Source organism: Oerskovia flava (genome assembly GCF_026163685.1).
Lineage (GTDB): Bacteria > Actinomycetota > Actinomycetes > Actinomycetales > Cellulomonadaceae > Oerskovia_A > Oerskovia_A flava.
Genome location: NZ_JAOXSR010000006.1, coordinates 98,814 through 123,411 on the forward strand (window position 1 = coordinate 98,814; position 24,598 = coordinate 123,411).

The following is a 24,598-nucleotide window of genomic DNA, read 5'->3' on the forward strand; positions in this document are numbered from 1 at the left end:
CTGGGTCCGGGGAACATAGCAGAAATAAGCAGCAGTCCGTACAAACAATCCGGAGAGCGACCCTCGCCTGACGGCCGCCCCCCTCTGAGCGCGACGCAGAACGCCGGTCCGCGAGGTAGAACCCCAGTGCGTGACTGGGGTTCTACCTCGCGGACCGGCGTTCTATCTCGGCGCGGGGGTGGTCAGCGCTCGTGCGCGCTCATCGGGAGGAAGAACCCGAGGGTCACGAGGAGCATGCCGCCGCCGAAGATGTACGGCTGCGCGGAGTCCACGGTGAACGCCCAGCCCATGACGACGACCCCGCCGATGAACAGGATCATGGCGACGAGGAACCGTGCGATGGCTCCCGCGCTCTCGGTGGCCCCGCCCGCGGTCGGGATGTCGTCGTGCGGCGTCGGCTGGCTGCTCATGCGTGTCTCCGAGGGTGCGTGGTCGTGCGGTCGGCGCTGGCGCCGGCCCGGGACTCCGGGCGCGCGCTCCAGGTAGGGCTCCACCGTACCGGCAACGGTCCCGTGCAGCCCTGCGCGCCCACGCCGCCGGTAGCATCCCCCGCATGACGACTCGGATCGGACGCACCGTCCTGCTCTCGCGCGACCTCGCGGCGACGGCGGCGTTCTACGCGGACGGCTTCGGGTTCGCCACGCTGCACGACGAGACGGCCGACGGCGTCCGGCTCCTGCACGTCGGCCCCGAGGGACCGCACGGGCCGGGCCTGTGGCTCCTGCCCGTGGCCGACGGCGTCCCCACCACCCGCCCGGGCAACGCACCCGACCTCGTGCTCTACGTCGACGACCTCGACACGACGCTCCGCCACCTCGCCGCGGCGGGCGTCGAGCCGCACGTCCCCGCCCAGACCGACGACGCCTCCGGAGACCGGTACGCGCACGTGCGCGACCCGGACGGCAACCTCGTCATCGCCGTGCAGCTCGCCGCGCAGCCCGCCGTGCAGCTCGCCGCCGAGGACGCGGCCGGCGGCTGACGGAGCAATGCGCTGGACCTCTCCCCGAGGACCGCGCATCATGGGTCGGGCAGCCGGACGTCCGCGTCCGGGAGAAGCGATCACGGAGGGCGGGGAGACGATGCTGCGCAACGAGCGCGTCGCCGCGGGATGCGGGGTGGCCGCACGGGCCTGCTCGGCCGGCGGGCCCCTCCCCGCGCACGCCTGACCGCTCACCCCCTGCCGACGGCCTCTCGCCGTCGGCTCGTCCTGCCGTCGGCGTGCGCCGGGGACATCTGTTCCCCGCCGCCGCCCGTCCCTGCGCCTCGCGCGCCTCGCGGCGGCTCCGCCGACCCTGGAAGAGCCCACCATGCATCCCCTCACCGAGTCCCAGATCCGCGCGTCCTTCGTCAACGCCTCCCGTCGCGAGGCGGCGCAGGCGACCCTCCCCGACCTGTCCACGATCGACTGGGACCGCCACGACTACCTCGGGTGGCGCGACCGCCGGGCGCCGCTCGCGGCGTACGCCGTCGTCCCGCTCGACGACGTCCCGACCGGCATCCTCCTGCGCTCGTCCGACGCGAAGACGGGCGGCCCTCGTCGCCGTGCCGTGTGCGCGTGGTGCGAGGACATCGTCGTCACGGACGACGTGAGCCTGTACGTCGCGCGCCGGGCGGGCGCGGCAGGTCGCCGCGGCAACACCATCGGGACGCTCGTCTGCACGGACTTCCGCTGCTCGGCGAACGTCCGTCGTGCGCCGACCCGCACCGAGACGGGTGACGACCCGGCGATGCGCGAGCTCTACACCGAGATGCGGGTCGAGGGCTTGCGCGAGCGGTCGGCGCGGTTCGTCACCGAGGTGCTGCGCGACGTCTGACCCCGCCCTCCCGGCCACCAGTTCCACCGGCCGAGGAGTGTCATCGTCGCGGGCAGCAGCAGCCCACGGACCACGGTCACGTCGAGCAGCACCGCGACCGCGAGCCCGATGCCGACCTCCTTCATCGCGACCAGCTCTCCGGCCGCGAACCCGAGGAAGACGATCCCGATCGCCACGGCCGCCGTCGTGACGACGGGTCCGGACGCGGTGATGCCGTGCAGGACGGCGCGGTCGTTGGCGATCCGTGGGTCCTCGCCGGGGTCCCGGCGGCGCCACTCCTCGGTCATGCGCGACAGCAGGAACACCTCGTAGTCCATCGAGAGTCCGAAGACGAGCATGCCCAGCAGGAGCGGGGTGGTGACGTCGAGCGCTCCCCACGGCTCGAAGCCGAGGAGCCCGGCGCCCACCCCGTGCTGGAACACCACGACCAGCACACCGAGCGTCGCGGCGAGCGTCAGCAGGTTCATCAGGAGGGCCTTGACGGGCACCACCACGGAGCCGGTGAGCAGGAGCAGGAGCACGAACGTCGCCAGGACGACGGCGCCCAGCGCGAGCGGGGCGCGCTCGGTCAGGTGGTCCTGGGTGTCGACCAGCTCCGCCGCGGGGCCGCCCACCAGCACGGACAGGTCGGTCTCGACGGCGCGTACGTCGCGCACGAGCTGCTGCGCGTCGCCGTCGGTCGCGTCCCCGGGCGGGGTGAGCTCGACGGCCGTCACCTCGGTCGGCAGGTCGAGGTCCTGCCGCGTGTCCGTGGCCCCCGGCAGCGCGGCGACCTCCTCGAGGTAGTCCAGCACGGCCTGGTCCTGCACCGGGGCGTCGACGAGCACGACGACGGGCTCCACCCCGAGGTCCGCGAACCGCGACGTGACGGCCTCGCTCGCCTGCCGCGCCTCCGCCGTCGGCGGCAGCGACCGCACCTCGGAGTCCCCGAGCGTGAGCGAGCCGAGCGGTGCGGCGAGCGCGACGAGCACCGCGGTCGCGCCGAGCGTGGCGAGCACCGCGTGCCGCTGCGCGACGCGCGCGAGCCGGCCGAGCAGCCCCGGACCCTGGCGCGGCGCCCATCGCCGGATCCAGGTGCGCGCGCCCGGCGCGGGCACGTGCCGGTGCCAGCCGGCGACCAGCGCGGGGACGAGCGTCAGCCCGGCGAGCGTCGCGACCAGCACGACGACGACACCACCGACGGCCATGCCCGACAGCAGCGGGTCACCGAACAGCAGGAGACCGCCGAGGGAGATCCCCACCGCGACGCCGGAGGTCAGCACCGCGCGCCCCGCGCCGTCGAGGGTGCGGCCCATGACCTCCTCGACCGATCCCCCCGGTGCGCGCTCGCGCTCCTCCCGGAACCGAGCGATCACGAGGAGGCTGTAGTCGACGCCCAGGCCGAGCCCGAGGATCGTCACGACGTTCACCGCGAACTCGTTGATCGGCATCGCCGCGACCAGGCCGCTGAGGACGAGCAGCGCCGCCGCGATCGTCGCGAGCGCGGACAGCACCGGCAGCACCCCGACCCGTACCCCGCCGAGCACGACGACCAGCAGCACGAGGAGCACGGCCAGCGCCACGCTCTCGCCCCTCGCGGCGTCCGTCACGGCCTGGGAGACGAACGCCTCCTGCGCGAGGAGCGCACCCCCGACGAGCACCTCGGGGGTGTCGATCGTGTGCAGGGCTGCCGACACCTGCTCGGCCGCCGCGAGCGCCGCGTCGTCGTCGAGCGTCCGGTCGAGCTCGACCACGACGAGCGAGCCCTGGGCGTCGTCGGCGATGAGCCCGCCGCTCGTGTAGGCGTCGCTCACCTCGACGACGCCGGGGATCTCGCGGATCTCGGCCATGACGGCACCGGCGCTCTCGAGCAGCCCGGGTGTGTAGAAGTCGCGGCCGGAGAGGACGGCGACGACGGTCTCGCCCTCCGGGTCGAGGTCGTCGATCCGCTCGGCGGCGAGGGCGGACTCGGTGCCGGCAGGTGCGCCGTCGACGTCCTGGGTCTTGTCGAACACGGCTCCGCCGAGGACGGCGCCGAGCACGACGAGGGCCGCCCAGGCGGCCAGGACGAGGCGGCGCCGTCGGGCGATGGTGCGGCCGAGCCGTTCGAGCATGGTGCTCCTTCTCGTGCGAACGGGTCAGGGCCCGCGTCCGGCAGCATGCTGCCGGACGCGGGCCCCTGGGTCGAACCGTCAGCCGCAGCTCAGGGCGTCGTACGCGACGTCGGACTCGAAGGTCCGCCCGTCACCCGTCGCCGACACCTGCGCGACGCCCGCCTCGACGGAGGTCGCCCTCGTGGTGAACGACTGGTAGGCGGACTTCCCGGGCTGGACGCCGGTGACCGTCTTCTCGCCGAACGGCGTCGAGAGGGTGATGTCCGCCGGGACCGTGTCGTCGTTCGTGGCACGGACGGCGACGTGCGTCCTGCCCGCGAGGCAGCGCACCTGCGCCTCCGTGCTCACGGCCAGCTCGTCCGCGGCCTCCTCGAGCTCCTGGATCCGGATGTTGCGGAACGAGACCGTCTCGCCACCGCCGTGGTTCTGGATCCCGAAGAAGCCGCTCGACAGGTCGCGAGCGGGGTCGGTGCTCGTGAAGTCGTTGACGAGCGTGTCGTTGAGGTAGACGCGGATGCGGTCCCCCTCGACCCGGATGTCGTACGCGTTCCACTGCCCGACCGGCTTGAGGGACGCTTCGACGGCCTCCGGGTCGGCGCCCTGGAACGTGTAGATCGCCCCTGTGGTGCGGTCTGCCGCGTCCGTCGCGTCGATCTGGACCTCGTAGCCCTGGTTGACCGCGACCCACGGGTCGTTGCCGGGGTTCGGGAACCCGACGAAGATCCCGCTGTTGTCGTCCTTCACGAGCTTCCAGTCCAGCTTGAGGTTGTACCGCTCGAACTCCTGCTCGGTGTACCAGAGCAGGCCCATGCCGCCCTCGGTACGGATGGAGCAGTCGTCCTGGCGTCCGAACCCACCGGGCCCGGCCATCCGCCACCCGTCGTTCAGGCTCGCGAGCGTGCCGTCGAAGAGCGCCGTGTAGCCGTCCTCGACGTCACCCGGGGTGCAGATGTCGACGTTCTCGCCGACCGACAGGACGTCGAGGTTGACGTGGCCCTCGCCCACCTCGTCGACCTGGATGGCGATGGAGTTCGCACCGGCGTCGAGCTCGACGTCGCGCGACTCGACGGCCCACGTCTTCCAGTCACCGGTCGTCGGAAGGGTCCACGGGCCGATCTTCTCGCCGTTGACGTAGAGCGACACGTTCTTGGAGCGCAGCTCGGTGTACGGGTGGATCCCGTTGGCGTACCGCAGGTGCAGCGGGTAGGTGCCCGCCTCGTCGACCGTGACCGCGAACTGGCGACCCGAGCCGACGTTCTGGATGCCGGCCGCGAAGCCCGTGCCCGAGTAGTTGCTGTGGTCCTTGGCGATGCCGGAGGCGCCGAGCGGCTGGGCCAGCTCTGCCTCGTACCAGCCGCGGTCCGCCGGGGCGACGTAGCCGGGCAACGAGTTCAGCGTGTACCAGGCCTCGGTGCTCAGCAGCTCGGTGCCCTCCGCCGACGCGAACGGGCGCGGCGAGCGCACGTGCACGACGTGACCGGGCTTGAGGTCGTCGATCTGCAGCGTGACCGTGGTGCGGTCCTCGGACACCTGGGCGTCGGCGACGAACAGGGGCTGCTCGTCGACCTTCGGGCCGCCGTACTGCTGGGTCGGCACGTAGCGCCACTGCGTGACGTCGTAGGCGTCGTCCAGGTTCGCCACGACCTCGTCGGAGACGGGGTCGGTGTACTCGAGCTCGAACCCGCCCTCGACGACCCGCATCTCCTTGATGTCGAACGCGTCCTCGCTGACGGTGGTGAGCTTCTGGAGGCCGAACCGCAGCTTGCCGGACTCGCCCCAGTTGCCGCCCTCGCCGGTACCGCCGACGTACAGCGCACCGTCGGGGCCGGTGAGGATCCGGTTGACCCCGACCTCGAAGCCGGCGGAGTGGCGGAAGACCGCGCCCTGGTACTCGCCGTCGACCTTCTCGAGGAACGTGCGCTGGATGCCGCCGTAGGTCACGTCACCGACGAACATCTGCCCGGCGAACTCCCCGTCCTCGACGAGGATCGGGTTGCCCGGAGAGTTGCCGATCTCGTTCTGCGGGAACCACACCGCGGGCGGGGTGACCGGGTTGGAGTCGAAGGGCCCGGCGGGGTTGGTGAAGTGGTTGAAGAACCGGTCCTGCTCGATGTGCACGAGCTTGTTCGAGGGCAGCCACGCGCCCTGGTTGTCCGTCGCGAACAGGTCGCCCTCCGGGCCGAACCCGATGCCGTTCGGGGTGCGCAGGCCGCCCGCGACGTAGGAGATCTCGCCCGTCTCGCGGTCGATCTTGATGGCCGTGCCGCGGTTGGCCGCGGGCTGCGGGTTCGTCGTCGCACCGCCGTTGTTGATGGCCACGGAGAGGTTCACGTAGAAGTGGTCCTCGTCATGGACGAGGCCGAACGCGAACTCGTGGAAGTTGCCGCCGTCGGGCCACTCCGCGATGGTCGTGTGCGTGTCGTAGAACCCGTCGCCGTCGGGGTCGGTGAGCTGCGTCAGCTGGTGGCGCTCGGAGACGAAGATCGAGTCCTCGATCACCTCGATGCCCATGGGGTTGAGCAGGTCGGTCGCAACCTTCGTCACCTCGACGTCGTCGGGGCCGGTCGCCTCGACGACACCGTCGAGGAGGAAGACCTCACCGGGCTGGGCGTTCGGGACCCAGCCGCCGGAGCTGACCGAGCCGGTGGTCACGACGGCGAGCTGCTCGTCGTCGGTGAACGCCAGGCCCGAGACCTTGGGTTCGAAGCCCTGGGGACGCAGGTCGATCAGCTCGTAGTTGGGGTTGACGGCGTCGAGCCGCAGGCCGTCACCGGCCGTGTCGGTCGCACCCTCGCAGTACTTGTAGCCGGGCGCGGTCACGCGCACCACGTCGGCCTCGGTGCTCAGCGCGCTGGTGGGGACGACCTCGAAGGTCGTGCTGCCCGGCGTCTTCCACGCGAGGGTGAGGCGCTCGTCGAACGAGCCCTCGTAGTACTCGATCCGCAGGTCGTGCGTACCCTCGGTCAGCGTGATGGTGCCCTCGACGGACGTCGAGTCGTTGGGGCCGTCGTTCTCCAGGAGCAGCGTGTCGTTCAGGTAGACGAGGGCGCCGTCGTCGTTCGTCACGCGGAACGTGTACTCGCCGTCCGCGGGTGCGTGCAGGTTCGCGTGCACGTGCGAGATGAAGTTGTCCGAGGCTCCGAAGTGCTCGGGGGAGTTCCAGTCGATGGTCGGCATGACCTTGTCGACGTTCGGAGTCTGCCCCGACCTGAGCGTGCAGACGCTGCCAGGGTTCTGGGCGAGCTGGAACGTCCGGAGCGTGACGCCCGGCTCCTGCGCGGGCAGGTCGTCGTCGGCGGCGGCGGTCGGAACGGCCCAGCCGGCGGCGAGAACTGCGCCGAGGGCAAGGGACGCGACGCCGCGGCGGCGTCTGGAGGGTGGGGCTGTGGTGCGTGCGAGCATCGTCGCTCCTTCGCGGGTGATCGAGCACTGGGTCGACGGCGCGCCCCCTCGCACGCTGTCGGTGACAACGCTGTCCACCGTAACCCTCTTCTAACGCGACGTCTACAACTTCTGCAAAGCAATCGGCAGAAGGGGAGGTTTCGGTGCAACCTGGACGCGGTCGGGACTGTTCGTGCAGGTCACAGGGCCCTAGGCTCTGGCTCATGAGCAGCGCACGCCATGGTGACGTCACGCCGTCCCGACCCTTCGCCCAGGTCGACGTCTTCTCGACCGAGGCATTCCGTGGCAACCCCGTCGCCGTGGTCCTCGACGGCGAGGACCTGGACGACGAGCAGATGGCCCGGTTCGCCCGGTGGACCAACCTCTCCGAGACGACTTTCGCGCTGCCGCCGACCACCGACGCCGCCGACTACCGGCTGCGGATCTTCACCCCGGGCGGCGAGCTGCCGTTCGCCGGGCACCCCACGCTCGGCTCGTGCCACGCCTGGCTCGAGGCCGGCGGGAAGCCCCGCACGAGCGGCACCGTCGTGCAGGAGTGCGGCGCGGGCCTCGTCACCATCCGCCGGTCCGAGCCCGATGACGTGCCCGACGACGCGTCCTCCGCAAGCGGTCGGCTCGCCTTCCGCGCACCCGACCTGGTCACCGACGCACCGGTCGACCCCGACGAGCTCGCCGCGCTGACGGCTGCGCTCGGGCTCACCGACGACGCGGTCGTCGACCACCGATTCCTCGACAACGGGCCCGGGTGGCGCGTCGTGCTGCTCGACTCCGCCGAGCGGGTGGCCGCGCTCGGCCCCGACTTCACCGCCCTGCGCGCGCAGCACCCGGACCTCTCGGTCGGGGTCGTGGGGCCCTACGCCGACGGCCCCGGACCGGACGGGGCCGCGTTCGAGGTGCGCGGGTTCGCGCTCTCGATGGGGATCCCGGAGGACCCGGTGACAGGCAGCCTGAACGCCGTGATCGGCCAGTGGCTGATCGGGTCGGGGCGCGCACCGCAGGCGTACGTCGCGAGCCAGGGCGGTGCGCTCGGCCGCGCCGGGAGGGTGCACGTCGAGCGCGACGACGAGGGCTCCGTCTGGATCGGCGGGGCGAGCGTCACCGCCGTGGCCGGAACCGTCCGGTTCTGACGCTTCGCACCCGGTTCGAACGGGGTGAAACCTCGGGTGAACCGGGAGTGACGCCCGCCACTCGAGCGGCTCCGCACCCCGTCTGACCTGCACGGACATCTCCGGAACGGCCTCGGGCGCGAACTTGGACGAGCGACCAGTTCCATGGTGGTATCGAAGAACACCCCCCGCTACGCCCGCGCCGCACCCTCTGTCGGTGGAAGCGCGACCACGGAACGTCTCGAAAGGACACATCCCCCCATGCGCGTTGCCTCCGCGGCCACCCTCGCAGCCCTCCTCGTCGTCGCCGGACCCGCCGGCGCGGCGCTCGCCGGCGGGTCGGACTCCCCGACGCCGTACACGGTCACTGCAGGGGGGGTGCGGCTGCCGGCCGGCGTGACCTTCGAGTCCAGCGGGCACGTCAACTACAAGGCGACGGACCTCACCGGCGCCGACAAGAAGGGCTTCGGCACGCACTTCGACCCGAACAACGGTCAGCCGGGCGGCATCTACATCGGTGCCGAGTTCTACGACTTTGCCGGAGCCGCCGCGGCGTTCCCCGAGGGCTACTGCATCACCTGGGTCCAGGTGAGCAAGTACAACGAGCACTTCGGCGAGGGCGGGCAGGAGCCGGTCTGCACCGACACCCCCGGAACGACGCCTCCCGTGACGCCCCCCGGCGAGGAGACCGAGGTCCCGGTCGAGGAGCCCGAGCTTCCGGTCGAGGAGCCCGAGGTCCCCGGTGAGGACACCGAGGAGCCGGGCGAGGAGACCGAGGTCCCCGGTGAGGACACGCGTCCGCAGGAGCCCGGTACCGAGCTGCCCGGCACCACCGGGCCCGAGGACGGCGAGGACAGCACGACCGACGAGACCGGGACCGGCGACGAGGACGACGACCGGACCGGCCACCTGACCGACGGCCGGTCCGAGGACGAGACCGGGACCGACCTCGGGACCACCGTGCCGGTCTCGGCGCCCGCCGCCGAGCAGGCCGTGACGGACGAGCTCGCCACCACGGGGACCTCGACGGCCCTGATGGCCGGGATCGCTGCGGCGCTCGTCGGCGGCGGAACGCTGCTGACCGTGCTGCGCCTGCGCAACCGCTCGGCCGCCTGACCCGTCGCCGACAGACCTGATCGACCCGATCGACACGACCGAGCCCCGCGGCACCTGCCGCGGGGCTCGGTCCGTAGGATGACGCGGATGCCCACCGATCTCGCCGTCCGGCGTGCCCGCCGGTCCCTGCTCGGCCTGTTCGGCGTCATCGGGCTGACGTTCACCTCGTGGTTGAGCCGCCTGCCGTCGATCCGCGCGGACCTCGGCCTCGGCTCCGCCGAGCTCGGCGCGCTGCTCGTCGTCGGTGCGGTGGGCGCGCTGTGCTCGGTGCTCGTCGCGGGTGCGCTCGTGGTGCGCTTCGGCAACCGGCGCCTGCTCGTCGCGGCGACGGCGGCCAACGTCGCCGGGTTCGCGCTCGTCGCCGTCGCCACGGCGACCGGCAACCCCGCGCTCTTCGCGGCGGGCGCCTTCCTCAACGGGGTGAGCGGCGCGGCGGCGAACGTCCCGATCAACCTCAACGCGGCCTTCGTCGAGCAGCGCGTCGGCCGCGCGATCCTGCCGCACTTCCACGCCGCGTTCTCGATCGGCGCTGCCCTGGGCACGCTCGTCGGCGCGGGGTTCTCCTGGGCGCAGGTCCCCGTGAGCGTGCACGTCCTGGCGGTCGCGGTGGTCGGCGCCGCGGTGCGGCTCGTGCTCATCCGCCCCGCGACCGCCTTCGCCCCCGAGGTCCTCGCCGCCGCGCACGAGGGCGAGGTCGGGAGCGGGGCCGGGACGCGTGCGTCCGACGGCTCGTCCGCCCCGACGCCCCGACGTGGCGGGATGCGTACCGCGCTGGGGGCGTGGCGCGAGCGCCGCACGGTGCTCCTCGGGCTCGTCCTGCTGGCCGCGTCGCTGTCCGAGGGCTCGGCGAGCACCTGGATGGCGATCGCCGTCGTGGACGGTTTCGCCGAGCGGGAGGCCGTCGGGGCGCTGGCCTACGGCACCTTCATCACGTCGATGACGGTGTTCCGCCTGCTCGGCACCCGCCTCATCGACCGGTTCGGCCGGGTCGCGGTGCTACGCGCCTCCGCCGGTGCGACGCTCGGCGGTCTGCTGCTCTTCGGCCTCGCCCCGGTGCTGCCGGTCGCGTGGCTGGGCATCGTCGCCTGGGGCTGCGGCGCGGCGCTCGGCAACCCCATCGCGGTGGCGGCAGCCTCCGACGACCCGCTGCACGCACCGGGCCGCGTCTCGGTCGTCACGTCGTTCGCGTCGGTGGCACAGCTCAGCGCCCCACCCCTGCTCGGGCTGCTCGCCGACTCCGTCGGTGCGCGCGAGGCCCTGCTGACGATCTGCGTCGCGGCCGTGCTGGGCTTCGCCCTCGCCGGCCAGGTGCGACCTCTGCGGAGCCCGTCCGACTAACCGTGCGGTGGCCCGTGCGGCGGTCCGGGAGGCAGCAGCAGCACCCGACGGTACGTGCTCGACATCCCCAGCAGCACGGCCGCCACCACCGCGAGCAGCACTCCCCCGAGCAGAAGGAAGACGCCGATCACCGTGAGCGGGCTGCTCGACGGTGCGTCCGCGCCGACGACGAGACACACCACGCCCGCGACGGCCGTGCCTGCGCCGAGGGCGAGGATGCTCCACGAGAGGACCCGGTACCGGCGGAAGGAACGCGGGCCGTGGAACGTCGGACGGATGCCGTAGCGGCTGTACGTGTACTGCGACCAGCGCGCACCGGTCCACCACCGCGACGTCTGCGGGGCGATGACGTACCAGCCCGCGAACGGACCCTCCTGCTCGCCAGGTAGCGGACGCACGACCTCGACCACCTCCGGCGGGCTCGACGGCGCGGGGACGCGCCGCACGCGGCCGGTCTGGGCGGCGATCGCCAACCACAGTGCTCCCAGCGCGTACGTCGTGATTGCACCCCACGAGCCGATCGCCGTCTGCACGGCACCCAGCAGCAGGAAGACGAACCCCAGGACCCAGGTGAGCGTCGGTTGCTCCGTCGTGGCCCAGTCCACCGTCGGGACCCCGCGCTTGACCGTGAATCCGGTCCACCGCTGCCCGTCCCACCATCGCAGGTTCCCCGGCTCTCCGGCCTGACGCCAACCCGGTGCTGTCTCCACGTACGCCCTCCGTCGCTCGCGCCGCACTGTCGCGGTGCACGCCCCAGACCCTAGTGCCACCGGTGGTCTCGGCGCGTCGAGGGTCAGCGCGTCGCCGATTCCAGCAGTTCGAGGACGTGCACGTACTCCTCGCCGGTCGCGCGCGACATGCCGATCTCGCAGGTGCGGTTGCTCGAGACGTAGGCGACCGGGCCCGCGGCGCCCCCTGCTGCCGTCTCCCCCACCACCCGCGCGACCTCCGCCGCCTCGGCGGCCGTCGCGGCCGCGGTCAGCTCGGGGTGGAGGAACCCGCGGTCGCCGGCGAACCCGCAGCAGCCCCACGCGTCGGGCACGACGACCCGCGCACCGGTCGCGGCGGCGACGGCCCGCAGGTCGTCGACCGCACCGAGGTGGACGGTCGAGCACGTGGGGTGCACGACGACGGTCCCCGCCTCTCCCGTCGGGCCGCCCGACCCGCCCTCGGACCCGAGCACCCCGCGCTCGGCGAGCGCGGGCAGGACGTCGGTGCGCACGAACGTCACCGCGTCGACCACCCGCAGCCGGTCGAAGCGCGCCCGCTCGGCGCCGTCGAGGTGCGCGCCGATGCCCGTGAGGCCATGCGTGCAGCTCGATGCGTCGCAGACGACGGGCAGCTCCCCGCCGCGCGTGGCGGCCCACAGCGCGGCGGCGGTGCGACGGGCCATGGCCGCGGCGCCGTCGGGCAGCCCCTTGGAGGTCCAGGGTGTGCCGCAGCACAGGCCCCCGATCCCCTCGGGGACGACGAGGCCGACGCCCGCGCGCTCGCACAGCGCGGTGAACGCCGCCGCCGCTCCCCCGGCACCCGCACCGTCGCCGACGTCGATATCCGTGCCGGCCGCCTCGAAGAGCGACCCGGTGCACGAGGGGAACAGGACGGCGTCCGCGGCCAGGCCCGACGTCGCCTCCCCGGCGACGCGCCGCGGACCGGCGCCCGGGAGGTCGGCCCCGGCGAGGGGCACGGTGTCCGCGCCGAGCACGGTGCGGCCCGCACGGGACGCGGCGGCCAGGACGGGCGTCGGGAGCACGTCGGCGACGGCGAGCGCGCCGCGCAGCCCGGTGACGGCTCCCGCCCAGTGGTCGGCCGCCACGACGCCGGCGCGACGCACCACCGGGCCGTGCCGCTGGGCACGGTGCCCCTTCATGACCGAGCCGGTGTCGATCGCGACGGGGCACGCGACGACGCACAGCGAGTCGACCGCGCACGTGTCGACGCCCGCGTGGTCGAACGCCCGCTCCAGCTCACGCCGCTCGGGCGCGGGCGCGACCGCGATCTCCCGAAGCAGGGCGATGCGCTGCCGGGGTGTGGTCGTGACGGTGCGCGACGGGCACGACGGCTCGCAGTAGCCGCACTCGACGCAGCGGTCGACCGTCTCGGTGAGCGCGCCGCCGCCCGCCCCGACCGAGGGCACGAGCTTGAGGTGCCGCAGGTGCGCGGTGGGGTCCTCGTCGAGGAGCACACCGGGGTTGAGCAGGCCGTCCGGGTCGCACAGCTCCTTGACGCGGCGCATCACGGCGTAGAGCTCGTCACCGAACTGACGGCGCACGAACGGTGCCATGATGCGGCCCGTGCCGTGCTCGGCCTTGAGCGTTCCACCGTGCCCGAGCACCAGGTCGACGAGGTCGTCCGTGAAGGCCGTGTACCGCTGCAGCTCGCGCGGGTCGTCGAGGCGCGGGTTGATCATGAAGTGCAGGTTGCCGTCCTTGGCGTGCCCGAACGTCACGGCGTCGGTGTACCCGTGGGTCACGAAGAGGCCGTTGAGGTCGCGGACCGTGGCCGTGAGGTCGGCGACCGGGACGGCCACGTCCTCCAGCAGCGCGGTGCTGCCGGGCGGTCGCGCGCCCGCGACCGCGGTGTACAGCCCCTTGCGCACGCGCCACAGGCGGGCCCGGGCGGCGGCGGCCCGCGTCAGCGCGGCCGGCGCGGCCAGCTCCAGGCGCCCGACGACGTCCCGCGCCCGGTCCTCGAACCCCGCCAGCGCGTCGTCCCCCTCGGCCTGGTACTCCACGAGCAGCGCCGTGAGCCCCGTGGCGGGGCTGTCCGCGAGCGCGCCGGCGAGCGAGCGCATCGACGCGTCGGCCTGCGGGTCGGCCGCGGCCACGCGCAGCGACGCGGTGTCGAGCAGCTCGATCGCCCGTGCGCCGGTGCCGGTGAGCGGTCCGAGGGCGTCGGTGGCGCGCTCGAGCGAGTCGAGGACGAGGAGCGTCGTCGCGGCGGCGGGCAGCGCGGGGACCGTGCGCAGGGTGACGTCGGCGACGAACGCGAGCGTGCCCTCCGAGCCCACGACGAGGTGCTCGAGGATCCGCACGGGGTCGTCGTGGTCGACGAACGCGTTCACCCCGTAGCCCATGGTGTTCTTCATGGCGTACTGGCGAGCGATCTCGGCGCACGCGGCCGGGCTGGCACGCACCCGGTCGCGGAGCTCGGCGAGGCCGCGGTACAGCTCGGGTTCCAGAGCGCGCAGACGCTCGTCGGCGTCGGCCGCGCCCGTGTCGAGGACCGTCCCGCCCGGCAGGACGAGCGTCATGGACTCGAGCGTCCGGTAGGCGGTGTCGACGGTGCCGCAGGACATCCCCGAGGAGTTGTTCGCGACCACTCCCCCGATCGTGCACGCGATCTCGCTCGCCGGGTCGGGGCCGAGGCGGCGCCCGTACCGGGCGAGGCGCGCGTTGACGAGCCGCAGGGTCACGCCCGGCTCGCACCGGACCCGGGCGCCGTCGTCGAGCACCTCGACCCCGGTGAAGGCCGTGCGGGTGTCGACGAGCAGACCGGCGCCCGACGCCTGGCCGGAGAGGCTCGTCCCGCCCGAGCGGAAGGTGACCGGCAGCCCGCGGCGGCGCGCCTCGCCGAGCGCGGCGACGACGTCAGCCACGGAACGGGCACGCACCACGGCGGCGGGGCGCAGCAGGTAGTGCGACGCGTCGTGGGCCGTCGCGACGCGGGTCAGCAGGTCGGTGTGGACGTCGAGCGCGACGGCCTCCCTCACGCCCGGCCCCGCTTGTCGTACCCGAGGCGGTGGGGCTGCACCGCCTCGTACGTCGCGCGCAGGGTCTCGCTCGTGCGCTCGTAGCGGCGCTGGGCGACCCGCACGAAGAGGAAGTCGACGAGCGCGAGCTGCGCGATTCGGCTGGAGAGCGCGCCGGAGCGGAACTGCGTCTCGCGGGCGGTCGTGGTGAGCACGAGGTCGGCGTGCTCGACGAGCGGGGACTCGGGGAAGTTGGTGACGGCCACCGTCCTCGCCCCGGCGCGGTGCGCGATGGCGAGCGCGTGGTTGGTCTCGATCGTCAGGCCGCTGTGCGAGACGCCCACCGCGACCGCGTCCGGGCCGAGCAGCGACGCCGACTGCATCTGCACGTGCGGGTCCGGCGACGCGAAGCACACCAGTCCGATGCGCTGGAGCTTCTGCGCGAGGTCCTGCGCGGTCAGACCGCTCGACCCGACCCCGAAGACGTCCACCCGCGACGCGCCCGCGACCGCCTCGGCGACCGCCTCGAGCGCGTCGAGGTCGAGCATGCGCGCGGTCTCCTCGATGGTCCGTGCCTCGTGGTAGGCGATCTTGGACACGACGTCCTGCACCGTGTCGTCCGGGTCGATCTCGCCGTGCGCGACGTTCGCGCGCTCCTCCTCGACCGCGCGCCGGCTCGTCGCCTGGGCGAGGTCGATCCGGAACTCCGGGTAGCCCGCGTAGCCCACGGCGCGGCAGAACCGCACGACCGTCGCCTGCGACGTGCCGACCTGCGCGGCGAGCTCGGTGATGGTGCGGCCGACGACGACCACCGGGTCGTCGAGCACCGCCTGGGCGACACGCGCCTCGGCCGGGCGCAGCGTGGGCAGCGCCTGTCGGATGCGGACGAGTCCGTCACCTGCCATGGGGTTCCTCCGGTTCGGGGTGGGGTCCGGTGCTCAGCCACGGGGAGTGCCCGACGACGGAGCCCGGGTCGAGCGCGAGGCGTTCGGCCAGGTGCAGCGCGCCGTCCAGCGGGGTGCCGGCGGCGGGGACCAGCTCGGCCTGCGGCTGCAGGACGGCGAACCGGGCGCGCAGCGGGCCGGTGAGCAGCTCCCCCGCGGCGAGGACGCCGCCGGTCGCGGCGGCCAGCCGCGGAAGGTCGGGGTGCAGCGCGGCGGCGAGCGTCGTCGCGAGGTGGACGCCCGCACCGGCGAGCACCTGGCGGGCGGCCGGGTCGTCGTCGTGCGCGGCCGCCACGACCGCGGGGGTGAAGGACGCGAGCACCTGCGCGCGGTCGGGCCGGGTGTAGAGCCGACCGGGCCAGTCCTCGACGGGCCCGAACCGGGCGGTCGCGGCCGCGAGGAGCGCGGGCGACCCGCCGCTCGCGCGACCGTCGTGGGCGGCGACCGCGGCCCGCAGGCCGCTCGTCCCGATCCAGGAGCCCGCGCCGAGGTCGCCGATCAGGTGCCCCCAGCCGTCGACCCGCTGCCACGTGCCTCGCAGGTCCGTCCCGAGGGCGATCGCGCCGGTGCCGACCGCGACCACCGCGCCCGCCCGGCCACCGAGCGCGCCGAGGTGGGCGGTGAGGGCGTCGGCGGCGACCGCGGTGCGGGGGACCGGGACGTGGCGGCGCAGGACGTCGTGGATCTGGTCGGGGTCGCGGACCAGGGTCGCGAGGCCGGTGACGCCGACGGCGGCGGCGGCCACGCCGTCGTGCACGACCGCCGGGGCGTCCCGGCGCAGCGCGGAAAGGAGCTCGTCGACCACGTCGGCCGCGTCGCTACCGTGCGCGTGCACCGCGACGGGCCGTCCGGTCAGGGTGACGTCGTTCTCGCCCGGGAGTCCTTCACCTGAGCGGCGAGCAGGGCCGGCAGGACGCAGGCGACGGGCGACGAGGCGGCTCCCCGAGCCGCCGACGTCGAGCGCGAGGAGCCACGCGTCGGGCTCACGGCTGCTGGGCACGCCCCATTGTGGCACAAACTTTCACAGGATTGAAGAAGTGTGGAGAATCGTGACAGGGCGAGCCTGTCACACCGGCGCCGTCAGGCGGTCCAGGTGGCGCACGATCGGGACGTCCGCGTCGAGCCACGGGACGGTGAACCACTCCCCCGGACCGAGCCAGGCCAGCTCGTCGTGCTCGACCAGCGGGGCGGGCTCACCGCCGGTCACCCGCGCGAACCACAACCGCATGACGTGCCGGTCGGTGATCACCCATCCGCCGGCCTCGGGCCCGACGATCTCCTCGCCGAGCTCCACCTGCACGCCGAGCTCCTCGGCGATCTCACGATGCAGCGCCTCGACCGGCGTCTCACCCGGGTCGACCTTGCCCCCGGGGAACTCCCATCGTCCAGCCAGCTCGGCCGGTCGTGTGCGCCGCGCGGCGAGCAGGCGTTGCGGGGCGGCGAGATCGTCTACCAGAGCCGCCGCTACCACGAGCCTGCGCACCGTCATGGGCGAAGTCTTTCACGCCCACCTCGCTGCGGTGCGATGCACCGCGATGTCGTGCACGTGCGACTCTGCGAGCCTCAGCTGATGCCGGCCCGACGCGCCCACGCCACGGCCTCGGCACGCGTCGAGACACCGAGCTTGCGGTACAGGCTCCGGACCTGGGACTTCACCGTGTTGCGGGTCACGAACAGCTTCGTCGCGATCTGCTCCAGGGTCACGTCCTCGGACAGGTTGGACAGCACGACGCGCTCGCGCCGGGTCAGCGGCTCTGCTGGTCGCGGTGCTGGTGCGGGGTCCGCGACTGGGCGGACCAGCTCGATGATGCTCATGACTTCCTCCGTCTGTTCGCCGGTCACGTCATCCCCTCGTGGCGGGTCCCGGTGTGGTGGTGCTGTCAGGTGAAACTGGCCTGTGCTACCAGAAGAGATGGAGGAGGCGCCGTTTTATGACGCGGTTCTCCGAAGTTTGTTCTGGCGACCCGTCGGACTCAGTCGGCTGGGGGGCCGGCCGGGTCCCGTCGGTAGCTGATGAGGACCAGTGCGACCGCTGTGTGGCGCAGGACGACCGAACTGTCCTCGCTCTGGACGTCCAGGCTCATGTGCTCGACCGTCGGGAGCATCCCGCAGGCGCGGTCCTCCTCGAGCGCGAGCTCCAACGCGTCGCTCAGTGCGGCCATGGCCTGCTCGACCGTGGCGTGCGGCCCCGACGAGAAGTAGGTAGGTGTGGGGTGGTGCATCGGGGCCTCCGTCGTGGTGCGACGCACCGCGGCCGTCCGTGGTCGGGTGATCGCTCGGCGCTCGACGTCCGCGTCCGTGAGGGCGCGGTCCCGGCGCAGCTGCACAGGACGAGAGGCACCGCCACCCCAACGAGGGCTGAGCGGTTCGACTGTCGCATCGGTGGTCATCGTGTCCCCTCCGTCCTGCAGGGGACTGTCCCCCGATGACAAAGGTGGTGCCTTGACCTCAAGCCAAGGCCGTTGATACCGAAGGATCACCTCAAGATCGACTCAAGAATGGTGGGACCACCCACCGGGACTCAGCCCTCCAGCGCGCGACGCAGCTCCTCGATCAGGCGGCGCAGGTGATCCGGGTCGCCCTCGCCGGTCGGACGGGCCGGGCTCCCGTCCCGCAGCGCGGCCTCGAGCTCGCGGGCGATCCGGCCGGCGTCCCGAGCGCCGAACGTCCCGGCCGAGCCCGCGACCTGGTGCGCCAGCTCGACCGCGAGCTCCCGCAACGAGGGGTCCTCCCCCGGTGAGCCGAGCGACGGGACGAGGTCGGCGAGGCGCCCGGTCCGGGCCCGGTTCCGCTCCCGCGCACGGGCTGCGATCTGCTGCAGCACCACGTCGAGCTCGTCGTCCGCGCCGCTCACGACTCCCAACCCAGGAGGTCGGCGACCTCGGTGGCCAGCGTCATGGGGTCGAACGGTTTGGCGATCACCCCGGCGAGACCAAGCCCGTCCCACGCCGACTGGTCGCTGTGGTGGAGCTTCGCCGTGAGGAAGATGACGGGGACGTCCCGCGTGCTGTCGTCGGCACGCATCTGGGCGAGGATGCTCGGGCCGTCGACGATCGGCATCATCACGTCGAGCAGGAGGGCGTCCGTCGGACCGCACCGGACCAGGTCGAGCCCGTCGGCGCCGTCTGCGGCAGCGGCGACGTCGTGGCCGCCGACGAGGGACAGCGCGAGGACAGCCACCTCCCGGATCGAGGGGTCGTCATCGACAACGACGATCCGGCGCACCGACCCCGTACGCATCCCGCCTCCCTCGTCCCTGTGTGCGACGACGCTATCCCGGGAGGGGCCGCGCCGCTCCCGGAACCGCTGGCCGAGACGGTACGGCGCCTCGGAGGGTGCGCGAGAGCCTGTGCTCATAGGCTGCGTGCATGATCGTCACCGACCGGCACGCCCTCGGCTCCGAGCAGGCGTCGCACCGCTTCGTCGCCTGGGCGTGGGCGTTCGGTCTCGTGGTCTTCGCCGTGCTTGCCGTGCTCGCGAGCGACCTGGACCCTGCGGTCCGCGAGACCGTCTCCCGCAGCGGGCTCGCGTTCGCCGGCATCGCCGCCGCGATCAGCTGCGGCGCGCGTGCGGTGCGGTCCACGGGCCGCCGCCGGCGCGCGTGGGGGCTGCTCTCCGCCGGCGGCACGGTCGGGCTCGTCGGCAACCTGTACTCGGCACTCCTGGGCGACCCCACGGCGGGCGACGCGGCCTACATCCTCGCGCTCCTGCTCGGCATCGTCGGCGTCGCGTCGTTCCCGGTCGTCCGGCCCCGCGGCGCCGAGCTCGTCCGGATGCTGCTGGACGGCGTCGTCGTCGGCGGGTCGCTGCTCTACGTCGCCCTGTTCGCGGTCTTCCCCGGTGTCCTGACCGACGGCGGCACGGGCTTCGAGCGCTTCACGGCCCTGGCGCTCCCCGTCGTCGACTCCGTCCTGGCCACGCTCGCCGTCCTGCTCATCACGCGCTCGAGCAGGGCGGAACGGGTACCGCTCGTCCTTGTGGGCGCCGGGTTCGTGCTCTACGCCCTCGCCGACCTCGCGTTCGCCATCCTCAACGCCGAGGGCAGCTTCGCGTTCGGCAGCCCCGTCGACATCGCCTGGGTCGGCGGCTACCTCGCGATCGCTCTGGCGGCACGGCACCCGGCCGCCTCCGGCAGCCCGCTGCGCGAGCAGCGCGACGCCGCTTCACCCGTCGCCGGGACCATCGTCACCTTCGCGCTCTTCCTCGCCGCCGCGCTCGTGCGCGTCAGCCAGGTCCAGGACAACGCGCTGAGCCTCGCCTCCACCATCCTGTGGCTCCTCGTGCTCGCCACCGTCGCCGCGCGCCAGATCCTGCTCGTCGTCGACAACGAGGCGCTGCGCCAAGGCCTCGAACGCCGGGTCCAGGAACGCACCAGCCAGCTCCACGCGCTCGCGCGCGAGCGCGAGCGGACCCTCGAGTCCGTGGCCGACGGCATCTACGGCGTCGACGCCGACGGTCGTATCACCTTCATGAACGACGCCGGCGCCCGCACCCTCGGCTATGCGCCCACCGACCTCGTCGGTGTCGTCGCGCACGAGGTCGTGCACGCGAAGCGGGCGGACGGCACGTCGTACCCGATCGCCGAGTGCTACATCACCGAAGCCGTCCACGAGGGCATCACCGCGACGGCCGAGGAGGACACCTACCTGCGGGCCGACGGCAAGGAGGTGCCGGTCGAGGTCACCGCCAGCCCCCTGCGGGGCGACGGGGTGATCCACGGTGCCGTCGTCGTCTTCCGAGACGTGACCCAGCGTCGGGAGGTCGACCGCCTCAAGGACGAGTTCGTCTCCGTCGTCAGCCACGAGCTGCGCACCCCCCTGACGTCGATCCGCGGCGCCCTCGGCCTCCTGCACGGCGGCGCGCTCGGCACCCTCCCGGACCAGGCCACGCGGATGGTCGACATCGCGCTCGACAGCAGCGAGCGCCTGGGGCGGCTCATCGACGACATCCTCGACATCGAACGGATGGACGCCGGGACGTCCCCGCTCGACGTGACCGACCAGGACGTGGCCGCCCTCGTCGAGTCAGCCCTGACGCAGGTGCGGGTCGTGGCCGAGGAGGCCGACGTCGAGGTGCGGGTGATCCCGACCGACGCCCGGGTTCGGGCGGACGCCGACCGCATCGTCCAGACCCTCATCAACCTGCTCGCCAATGCGGTGAAGTTCTCCGACGCGGGCAGCGTCGTGCACGTCTCGTGCCGCAGCACCGGTGAGCTCGTCGAGGTCCGCGTGGACGACGAGGGGCGCGGGATCCCGCCCGAGATGCTGGAACCCGTGTTCGGCCGCTTCGAGCAGGTCGACGCCTCCGACGCGAGGGAACGGGGCGGCACCGGGCTCGGCCTGGCGATCTCGCGGAGCATCGTCGAACGTCACGGCGGACGCATCTGGGCGCACAGCGACGGCGTCGGCACCGGCTCGTCCTTCTTCTTCACCCTCCCGCGCGCCACCTCGCCGGCCCCCGCCTCGGGAGCCTCGCGTCCGGGCGACGACGAGGAATCCGTGCCCGGCGCGGAGACGACGTCGGGCACCTTCGTGAGCGCACCGACCCGGCCCGTCGCGCAGGCCGGGCCCGTCGCGCACGACCACACCGACGCCGAACCGGTCGACGGCGCCACCGTCCTGGTGTGCGACGACGACCCGTTCGTCGTCGCCGTGCTCGGCGCGGTGCTCGAGGAGCGCGGGTACACCGTCATCGGGGTCACCGACGGCGATGACGCCCTGCGCGCGGTCGGCGAGCTCCACCCCGACGCCGTCGTCCTCGACCTCATCATGCCGGGCAGCAGCGGGGCCGAGGTCCTCGCGGCGCTGCGCGGCCACCCCGCGACCGCGGACGTGCCGGTCATCGTCGTCTCCGGCCTGCGGCCCTCCGACGACGGCGCGAGCGCGGCGCTCGCGAACGGCTGGCTCGTCAAGCCCGTCGAGCCCGCCGACCTCACCGCCGCTGTCCGCTCCGTCATCCACGACCACGAGCACCACGACGTGGTGCTCGTCGTCGAGGACGACCTGAGCCTCGCGCAGGTCATGACCGCCACCCTCGAGAACAGCGGGCTCGAGGTCATCCACGCGGACTCCATCACCTCGGCACGCCGGGTCGTCGCCGACCACACGCCCGGCGTGCTCGTGCTCGATCTCAACCTCCCCGACGGCCGCGGTGACGAGCTCGTCGCCGAGCTCCGCCACGACGGCCGGCTGCAGGCCCTCCCCCTGGTCGTCTACAGCGCCCTCGAGGTGGACGACGACGCCCGGGACGAGCTGCGCCTCGGCGAGACCGTGTTCCTCACCAAGGGACGGGCATCGCCCGACCTCCTCCTCGAGCGCGTCCTCACGCTGCTCGATCAGGCCTCCGGGCACCGCGCAGGTGCCCGGTCGGTCCCGGACCACCCGCGCACGGGTGAGATCCTTACCGGGTCGAAACCTCCGACGACGGTCCGACCGCCCGACGTCGACGAGAACTCCACGGAGAGGACACCATGACGACGGCATCAGCAGGACTCACCATCAGGGTCAGCAGGGGGACGGGTGCCGGTCGCACCACCCTCGCGGCCTTCGACGCAGCGCTCGCGGACGCGGGCGTCGCCAACTTCAACCTCATCCGGCTGAGCTCCGTCGTGCCACCGGGCAGCACGGTCCTCGAGGTCGACAAGGTCGACCAGCTGGTGGGCGAGCACGGCGACGCCCTGTACTGCGTGTACGCCGACGCCTACGCGGTGCTCCCCGGCCACGAGGCGTGGGCGGGGGTCGCGTGGTCGTTGCGGGACGACGACAGCGGCGCCGGGCTGTTCGTGGAGCACGAGGGGCCGTCGCACGAGCAGGTCGACCTGGACCTCTCGCTGAGCCTCCAGGACCTCTCGGTGACCCGCGGTGGCGGTTTCCACGAAGCCGGCCGCGCGCTGTCCCACATCACGTGCGACTCGCTGCCTGTCTGCGCGGTCGTCGTCGCGACGTACCGTCGCGAGGGCTGGGGCGCGCAGGAGGTGTCCTCCGATGGGCGCTGACCGGCCCGGGGCGGGCACCGTGACACGGGGCCGCGCCGAGGTCACCTTCCACGAGCAGGTCACGGGCCACGTGGCCGACGACTTCTGGGAGCTCTACCTCGAGGCGTTCGGCCCGCTGCGGGAGCGCGCGGCCGCACGGCACGTGCTGCACCGCGAGGAGTTCGACGAGGAGATGTCCGACCCCCGCGTGCTCAAGCTCCTCGCGCACGACGAGCAGGGCGAGCCCGTCGGCCTGACGACGCTCGCCACCGACCTCGCCGCCGTGCCGTGGGTCAGCCCTGAGTTCTTCGCCGCCCGCTACCCCGAGCACGCCGCGCGCGGGGCGGTCTGGTACATCGGGTTCACGCTCGCCCACCCGGGCCGCCGCGCGACGCGCACGTTCATGGACATGATCGACGCGCTCGTCGCGCACCTCGCGGAGAACCGGGTCGTGTGCGCCTACGACGTCTCCCGGTTCAACGACGACTCGCTGCGGTTCGCCGACAACCTCCGCCGGCACCTGGAGCGCACGCAGGACGTGACCGTGGAGACCGTGGACCAGCAGTCGTACTACGCGACGACGTTCCACTGACCGCCCGCTGAGGGGCTCCGCGGACGGCTCCTGACTCCTTGGGCAACCGGGCGTCAGGAGCCGTTCTCGTACCCGGGCTCCCCTTCCTGCCCCCCGCAGAGTCCAGCAGGTGAGATTCCTGATCGATTCGCTGAGGAATGCGACGCGCCTTGCTATACCTCGTGCCGAGGTCACGAGCACCAGCGCGAAGCCCCGGCTCGCTGGTCGGCAACCCCACGTCACGTCGGGGTGCCCCGGGAGATGACCTGGCCGCGGCACCGCCCCCTGGGGCGATGCCACTGCAAGCGTGATCGACGAGACTGCGAGGAAACCACGAATGACCGCACCAGCACCATCACCCGACGCCCCGCCGACGAGGTCCGTCGTCGTCCTGTCCGGGAACCCGCGCGCCGGTTCCCGGACCCTTCGAGCGGCCGAGAGCCTGGCCCGCAGGATCGCCGATCACCTCGACGTACCCGACATCACGACCATCGACCTCGCGCCGCTCGCCCACGAGCTGTACGCGGCGAGCCGGCCGACGGCCGACGCAGCGCTCGCCCGGCTCGCCGGGGCGACGGTTGCCGTGGTCGCCACGCCCGTCTACAAGGCCGCGTACACCGGGCTGCTCAAGTCCTTCCTCGACCTGTACGGACCGGACGCACTCGCCGGCGTCGTGGCGGTCCCGCTGGTCGTGTCGGGCAACCCGGCGCACTCCCTGGCCGCCGAGGTCCACCTGCGCCCGCTCCTGGTGGAGCTCGGTGCGTCCGTCCCGACCCGCGCGCTCGCGATCGTCGAGTCCCAGCTCCCGGACCTCGACCGCGTCGTCGACGGCTGGCTCACGAGCGCAGGGCCGGCACTCGTCCGCACCGTCGGATCCGACGTCGCGGACGCAGGAGCACGTCCCGCGCTCGAGGTGGCGGGGGTGGCACGATGACCACCGAGCTGACCCATCTGGAGCACCTGCTCGCCGAGCAGGACGAGCCGCAGCTGACGCCGGACAGGTACAAGTCGGTCTTCCGCCAGCATCCGGCAGGAGTCGCCGTCATCGCGCTCGAGCACGACGGCAGGTTCGTCGGGTTCACCGCGACCTCGGTGATCTCGGTGTCCGCGGCTCCCCCGCTGCTCGCGTTCTCCCTCGCGTCGACGTCGTCCTCGTGGCCGGCCGTGTCGGCTGCCACGACGCTGACCGTGAGCTTCCTCGCCGACCACCAGGACGATGTCTCGGCACGGTTCGCGACCAGCGGGATCGACCGGTTCGCCGACGGCGGATGGTCACGTCTCGCGTCAGGCGAACCCGTGATCGACGGCGCGCTCGCCTGGGTGCGCGGGCGGATCCTTCAACGCACACCCGTCGGCGACAGCTACCTCGTGTCGCTGCGCGCCCTGGAGTCAGACGTCGGCGACCGGACCGCGGAGCCGACGACCGACAGGTCACCGCTCGTCTACCACGACCGGGCGTATCACCGGATCGGGCATCACTCGATCATCTGAGACCGGGGCCGTAGGAGCGGGAGCGGGGGGCTCCCCTCCTACGGCCCCGCACCGGCCGT

At 73.0% G+C, this 24,598-nt stretch carries 22 protein-coding genes and 1 riboswitch; of the genes, 10 read left to right on the top strand and 12 right to left on the bottom strand.

Annotated elements, in window-relative coordinates:
• Nucleotides 1-182 precede the first annotated feature (182 nt).
• Nucleotides 183-410, bottom strand: coding sequence for a hypothetical protein (locus tag OHL10_RS11430; protein WP_265522344.1), 228 nt, complete (start codon nt 408-410; stop codon nt 183-185).
• Between the two features lie 143 nt (nt 411-553).
• Between OHL10_RS11430 and OHL10_RS11435 the strand changes: the two genes are divergently transcribed.
• Complete coding sequence (locus OHL10_RS11435) at nt 554-979, top strand: VOC family protein (RefSeq protein WP_265522345.1); 426 nt, start codon at nt 554-556, stop codon at nt 977-979.
• A 328-nt stretch (nt 980-1,307) separates the two neighbouring features.
• Nucleotides 1,308-1,814: an FBP domain-containing protein gene (locus OHL10_RS11440; protein ID WP_265522346.1), complete on the top strand. Its 507-nt coding sequence runs from the start codon at nt 1,308-1,310 to the stop codon at nt 1,812-1,814.
• Here OHL10_RS11440 and OHL10_RS11445 read toward each other — a convergent pair.
• Together OHL10_RS11445 and OHL10_RS11450 are read right to left on the bottom strand one after the other, a co-directional pair.
• Entirely contained in the window at nt 1,739-3,907 is a 2,169-nt protein-coding gene (locus OHL10_RS11445) for an MMPL family transporter (RefSeq protein WP_265522347.1), read from the bottom strand. The two genes, OHL10_RS11440 and OHL10_RS11445, sit on opposite strands and share 76 nt — an antisense overlap.
• A gap of 78 nt (nt 3,908-3,985) precedes the next feature.
• Complete coding sequence (locus OHL10_RS11450) at nt 3,986-7,309, bottom strand: 3-keto-alpha-glucoside-1,2-lyase-like domain-containing protein (RefSeq protein WP_265522348.1); 3,324 nt, start codon at nt 7,307-7,309, stop codon at nt 3,986-3,988.
• 203 nt (nt 7,310-7,512) lie between these two features.
• Between OHL10_RS11450 and OHL10_RS11455 the strand changes: the two genes are divergently transcribed.
• The 3 genes from OHL10_RS11455 (at nt 7,513) to OHL10_RS11465 (ending at nt 10,869) form a co-directional block, all read left to right on the top strand.
• Nucleotides 7,513-8,436 carry a PhzF family phenazine biosynthesis protein gene (locus OHL10_RS11455; protein WP_265522349.1) on the top strand — a complete coding sequence of 308 codons (924 nt, stop codon included), beginning with the start codon at nt 7,513-7,515 and terminating at the stop codon, nt 8,434-8,436.
• A 240-nt stretch (nt 8,437-8,676) separates the two neighbouring features.
• A complete protein-coding gene (locus OHL10_RS11460; protein WP_265522350.1) occupies nt 8,677-9,531 on the top strand; it encodes a hypothetical protein in 855 nt (284 codons plus the stop codon).
• A gap of 87 nt (nt 9,532-9,618) precedes the next feature.
• Nucleotides 9,619-10,869 carry an MFS transporter gene (locus OHL10_RS11465; RefSeq protein ID WP_265522351.1) on the top strand — a complete coding sequence of 417 codons (1,251 nt, stop codon included), beginning with the start codon at nt 9,619-9,621 and terminating at the stop codon, nt 10,867-10,869.
• Here OHL10_RS11465 and OHL10_RS11470 read toward each other — a convergent pair.
• From OHL10_RS11470 to OHL10_RS11510, 9 genes are all read right to left on the bottom strand, one after another.
• Nucleotides 10,866-11,579: a DUF2510 domain-containing protein gene (locus OHL10_RS11470; RefSeq protein WP_265522352.1), complete on the bottom strand. Its 714-nt coding sequence runs from the start codon at nt 11,577-11,579 to the stop codon at nt 10,866-10,868. The genes OHL10_RS11465 and OHL10_RS11470 overlap by 4 nt on opposite strands.
• 83 nt (nt 11,580-11,662) lie before the next feature.
• Nucleotides 11,663-14,581 carry an FAD-binding and (Fe-S)-binding domain-containing protein gene (locus OHL10_RS11475; protein WP_265522353.1) on the bottom strand — a complete coding sequence of 973 codons (2,919 nt, stop codon included), beginning with the start codon at nt 14,579-14,581 and terminating at the stop codon, nt 11,663-11,665.
• Nucleotides 14,578-15,465, bottom strand: coding sequence for a MurR/RpiR family transcriptional regulator (locus tag OHL10_RS11480; protein ID WP_265522354.1), 888 nt, complete (start codon nt 15,463-15,465; stop codon nt 14,578-14,580). The genes OHL10_RS11475 and OHL10_RS11480 overlap by 4 nt, the downstream gene beginning before the upstream one ends.
• The gene (locus OHL10_RS11485; RefSeq protein WP_265522355.1) at nt 15,455-16,504 is read right to left on the bottom strand and encodes an N-acetylglucosamine kinase; all 1,050 of its coding nucleotides are present in this window, start codon (nt 16,502-16,504) and stop codon (nt 15,455-15,457) included. The genes OHL10_RS11480 and OHL10_RS11485 overlap by 11 nt, the downstream gene beginning before the upstream one ends.
• A gap of 66 nt (nt 16,505-16,570) precedes the next feature.
• Nucleotides 16,571-16,993: a (deoxy)nucleoside triphosphate pyrophosphohydrolase gene (locus tag OHL10_RS11490; RefSeq protein WP_265522356.1), complete on the bottom strand. Its 423-nt coding sequence runs from the start codon at nt 16,991-16,993 to the stop codon at nt 16,571-16,573.
• A gap of 74 nt (nt 16,994-17,067) precedes the next feature.
• On the bottom strand, nt 17,068-17,319 hold the full coding sequence (locus OHL10_RS11495) for a LuxR C-terminal-related transcriptional regulator (protein WP_265522357.1): 252 nt from the start codon (nt 17,317-17,319) through the stop codon (nt 17,068-17,070).
• A 158-nt stretch (nt 17,320-17,477) separates the two neighbouring features.
• The gene (locus OHL10_RS11500; protein ID WP_265522358.1) at nt 17,478-17,726 is read right to left on the bottom strand and encodes a hypothetical protein; all 249 of its coding nucleotides are present in this window, start codon (nt 17,724-17,726) and stop codon (nt 17,478-17,480) included.
• Between the two features lie 299 nt (nt 17,727-18,025).
• Nucleotides 18,026-18,358 carry an Hpt domain-containing protein gene (locus tag OHL10_RS11505; protein WP_265522359.1) on the bottom strand — a complete coding sequence of 111 codons (333 nt, stop codon included), beginning with the start codon at nt 18,356-18,358 and terminating at the stop codon, nt 18,026-18,028.
• Nucleotides 18,355-18,744, bottom strand: coding sequence for a response regulator (locus OHL10_RS11510; RefSeq protein WP_265522360.1), 390 nt, complete (start codon nt 18,742-18,744; stop codon nt 18,355-18,357). Before OHL10_RS11510 ends, OHL10_RS11505 begins: the two co-directional genes overlap by 4 nt.
• A gap of 128 nt (nt 18,745-18,872) precedes the next feature.
• Between OHL10_RS11510 and OHL10_RS11515 the strand changes: the two genes are divergently transcribed.
• The 5 genes from OHL10_RS11515 (at nt 18,873) to OHL10_RS11535 (ending at nt 24,539) form a co-directional block, all read left to right on the top strand.
• Entirely contained in the window at nt 18,873-21,977 is a 3,105-nt protein-coding gene (locus OHL10_RS11515; protein WP_265522361.1) for a response regulator, read from the top strand.
• Nucleotides 21,974-22,498: a pyruvoyl-dependent arginine decarboxylase gene (locus OHL10_RS11520; protein ID WP_265522362.1), complete on the top strand. Its 525-nt coding sequence runs from the start codon at nt 21,974-21,976 to the stop codon at nt 22,496-22,498. The genes OHL10_RS11515 and OHL10_RS11520 overlap by 4 nt, the downstream gene beginning before the upstream one ends.
• Complete coding sequence (locus OHL10_RS11525; protein ID WP_265522363.1) at nt 22,488-23,069, top strand: hypothetical protein; 582 nt, start codon at nt 22,488-22,490, stop codon at nt 23,067-23,069. The genes OHL10_RS11520 and OHL10_RS11525 overlap by 11 nt, the downstream gene beginning before the upstream one ends.
• Before the next feature lie 168 nt (nt 23,070-23,237).
• Nucleotides 23,238-23,362: riboswitch (SAM riboswitch) on the top strand.
• A gap of 23 nt (nt 23,363-23,385) precedes the next feature.
• A complete protein-coding gene (locus OHL10_RS11530) occupies nt 23,386-23,982 on the top strand; it encodes an NADPH-dependent FMN reductase (protein ID WP_265522364.1) in 597 nt (198 codons plus the stop codon).
• The gene (locus tag OHL10_RS11535) at nt 23,979-24,539 is read left to right on the top strand and encodes a flavin reductase family protein (protein ID WP_265522365.1); all 561 of its coding nucleotides are present in this window, start codon (nt 23,979-23,981) and stop codon (nt 24,537-24,539) included. Before OHL10_RS11530 ends, OHL10_RS11535 begins: the two co-directional genes overlap by 4 nt.
• Nucleotides 24,540-24,598 lie beyond the last annotated feature (59 nt).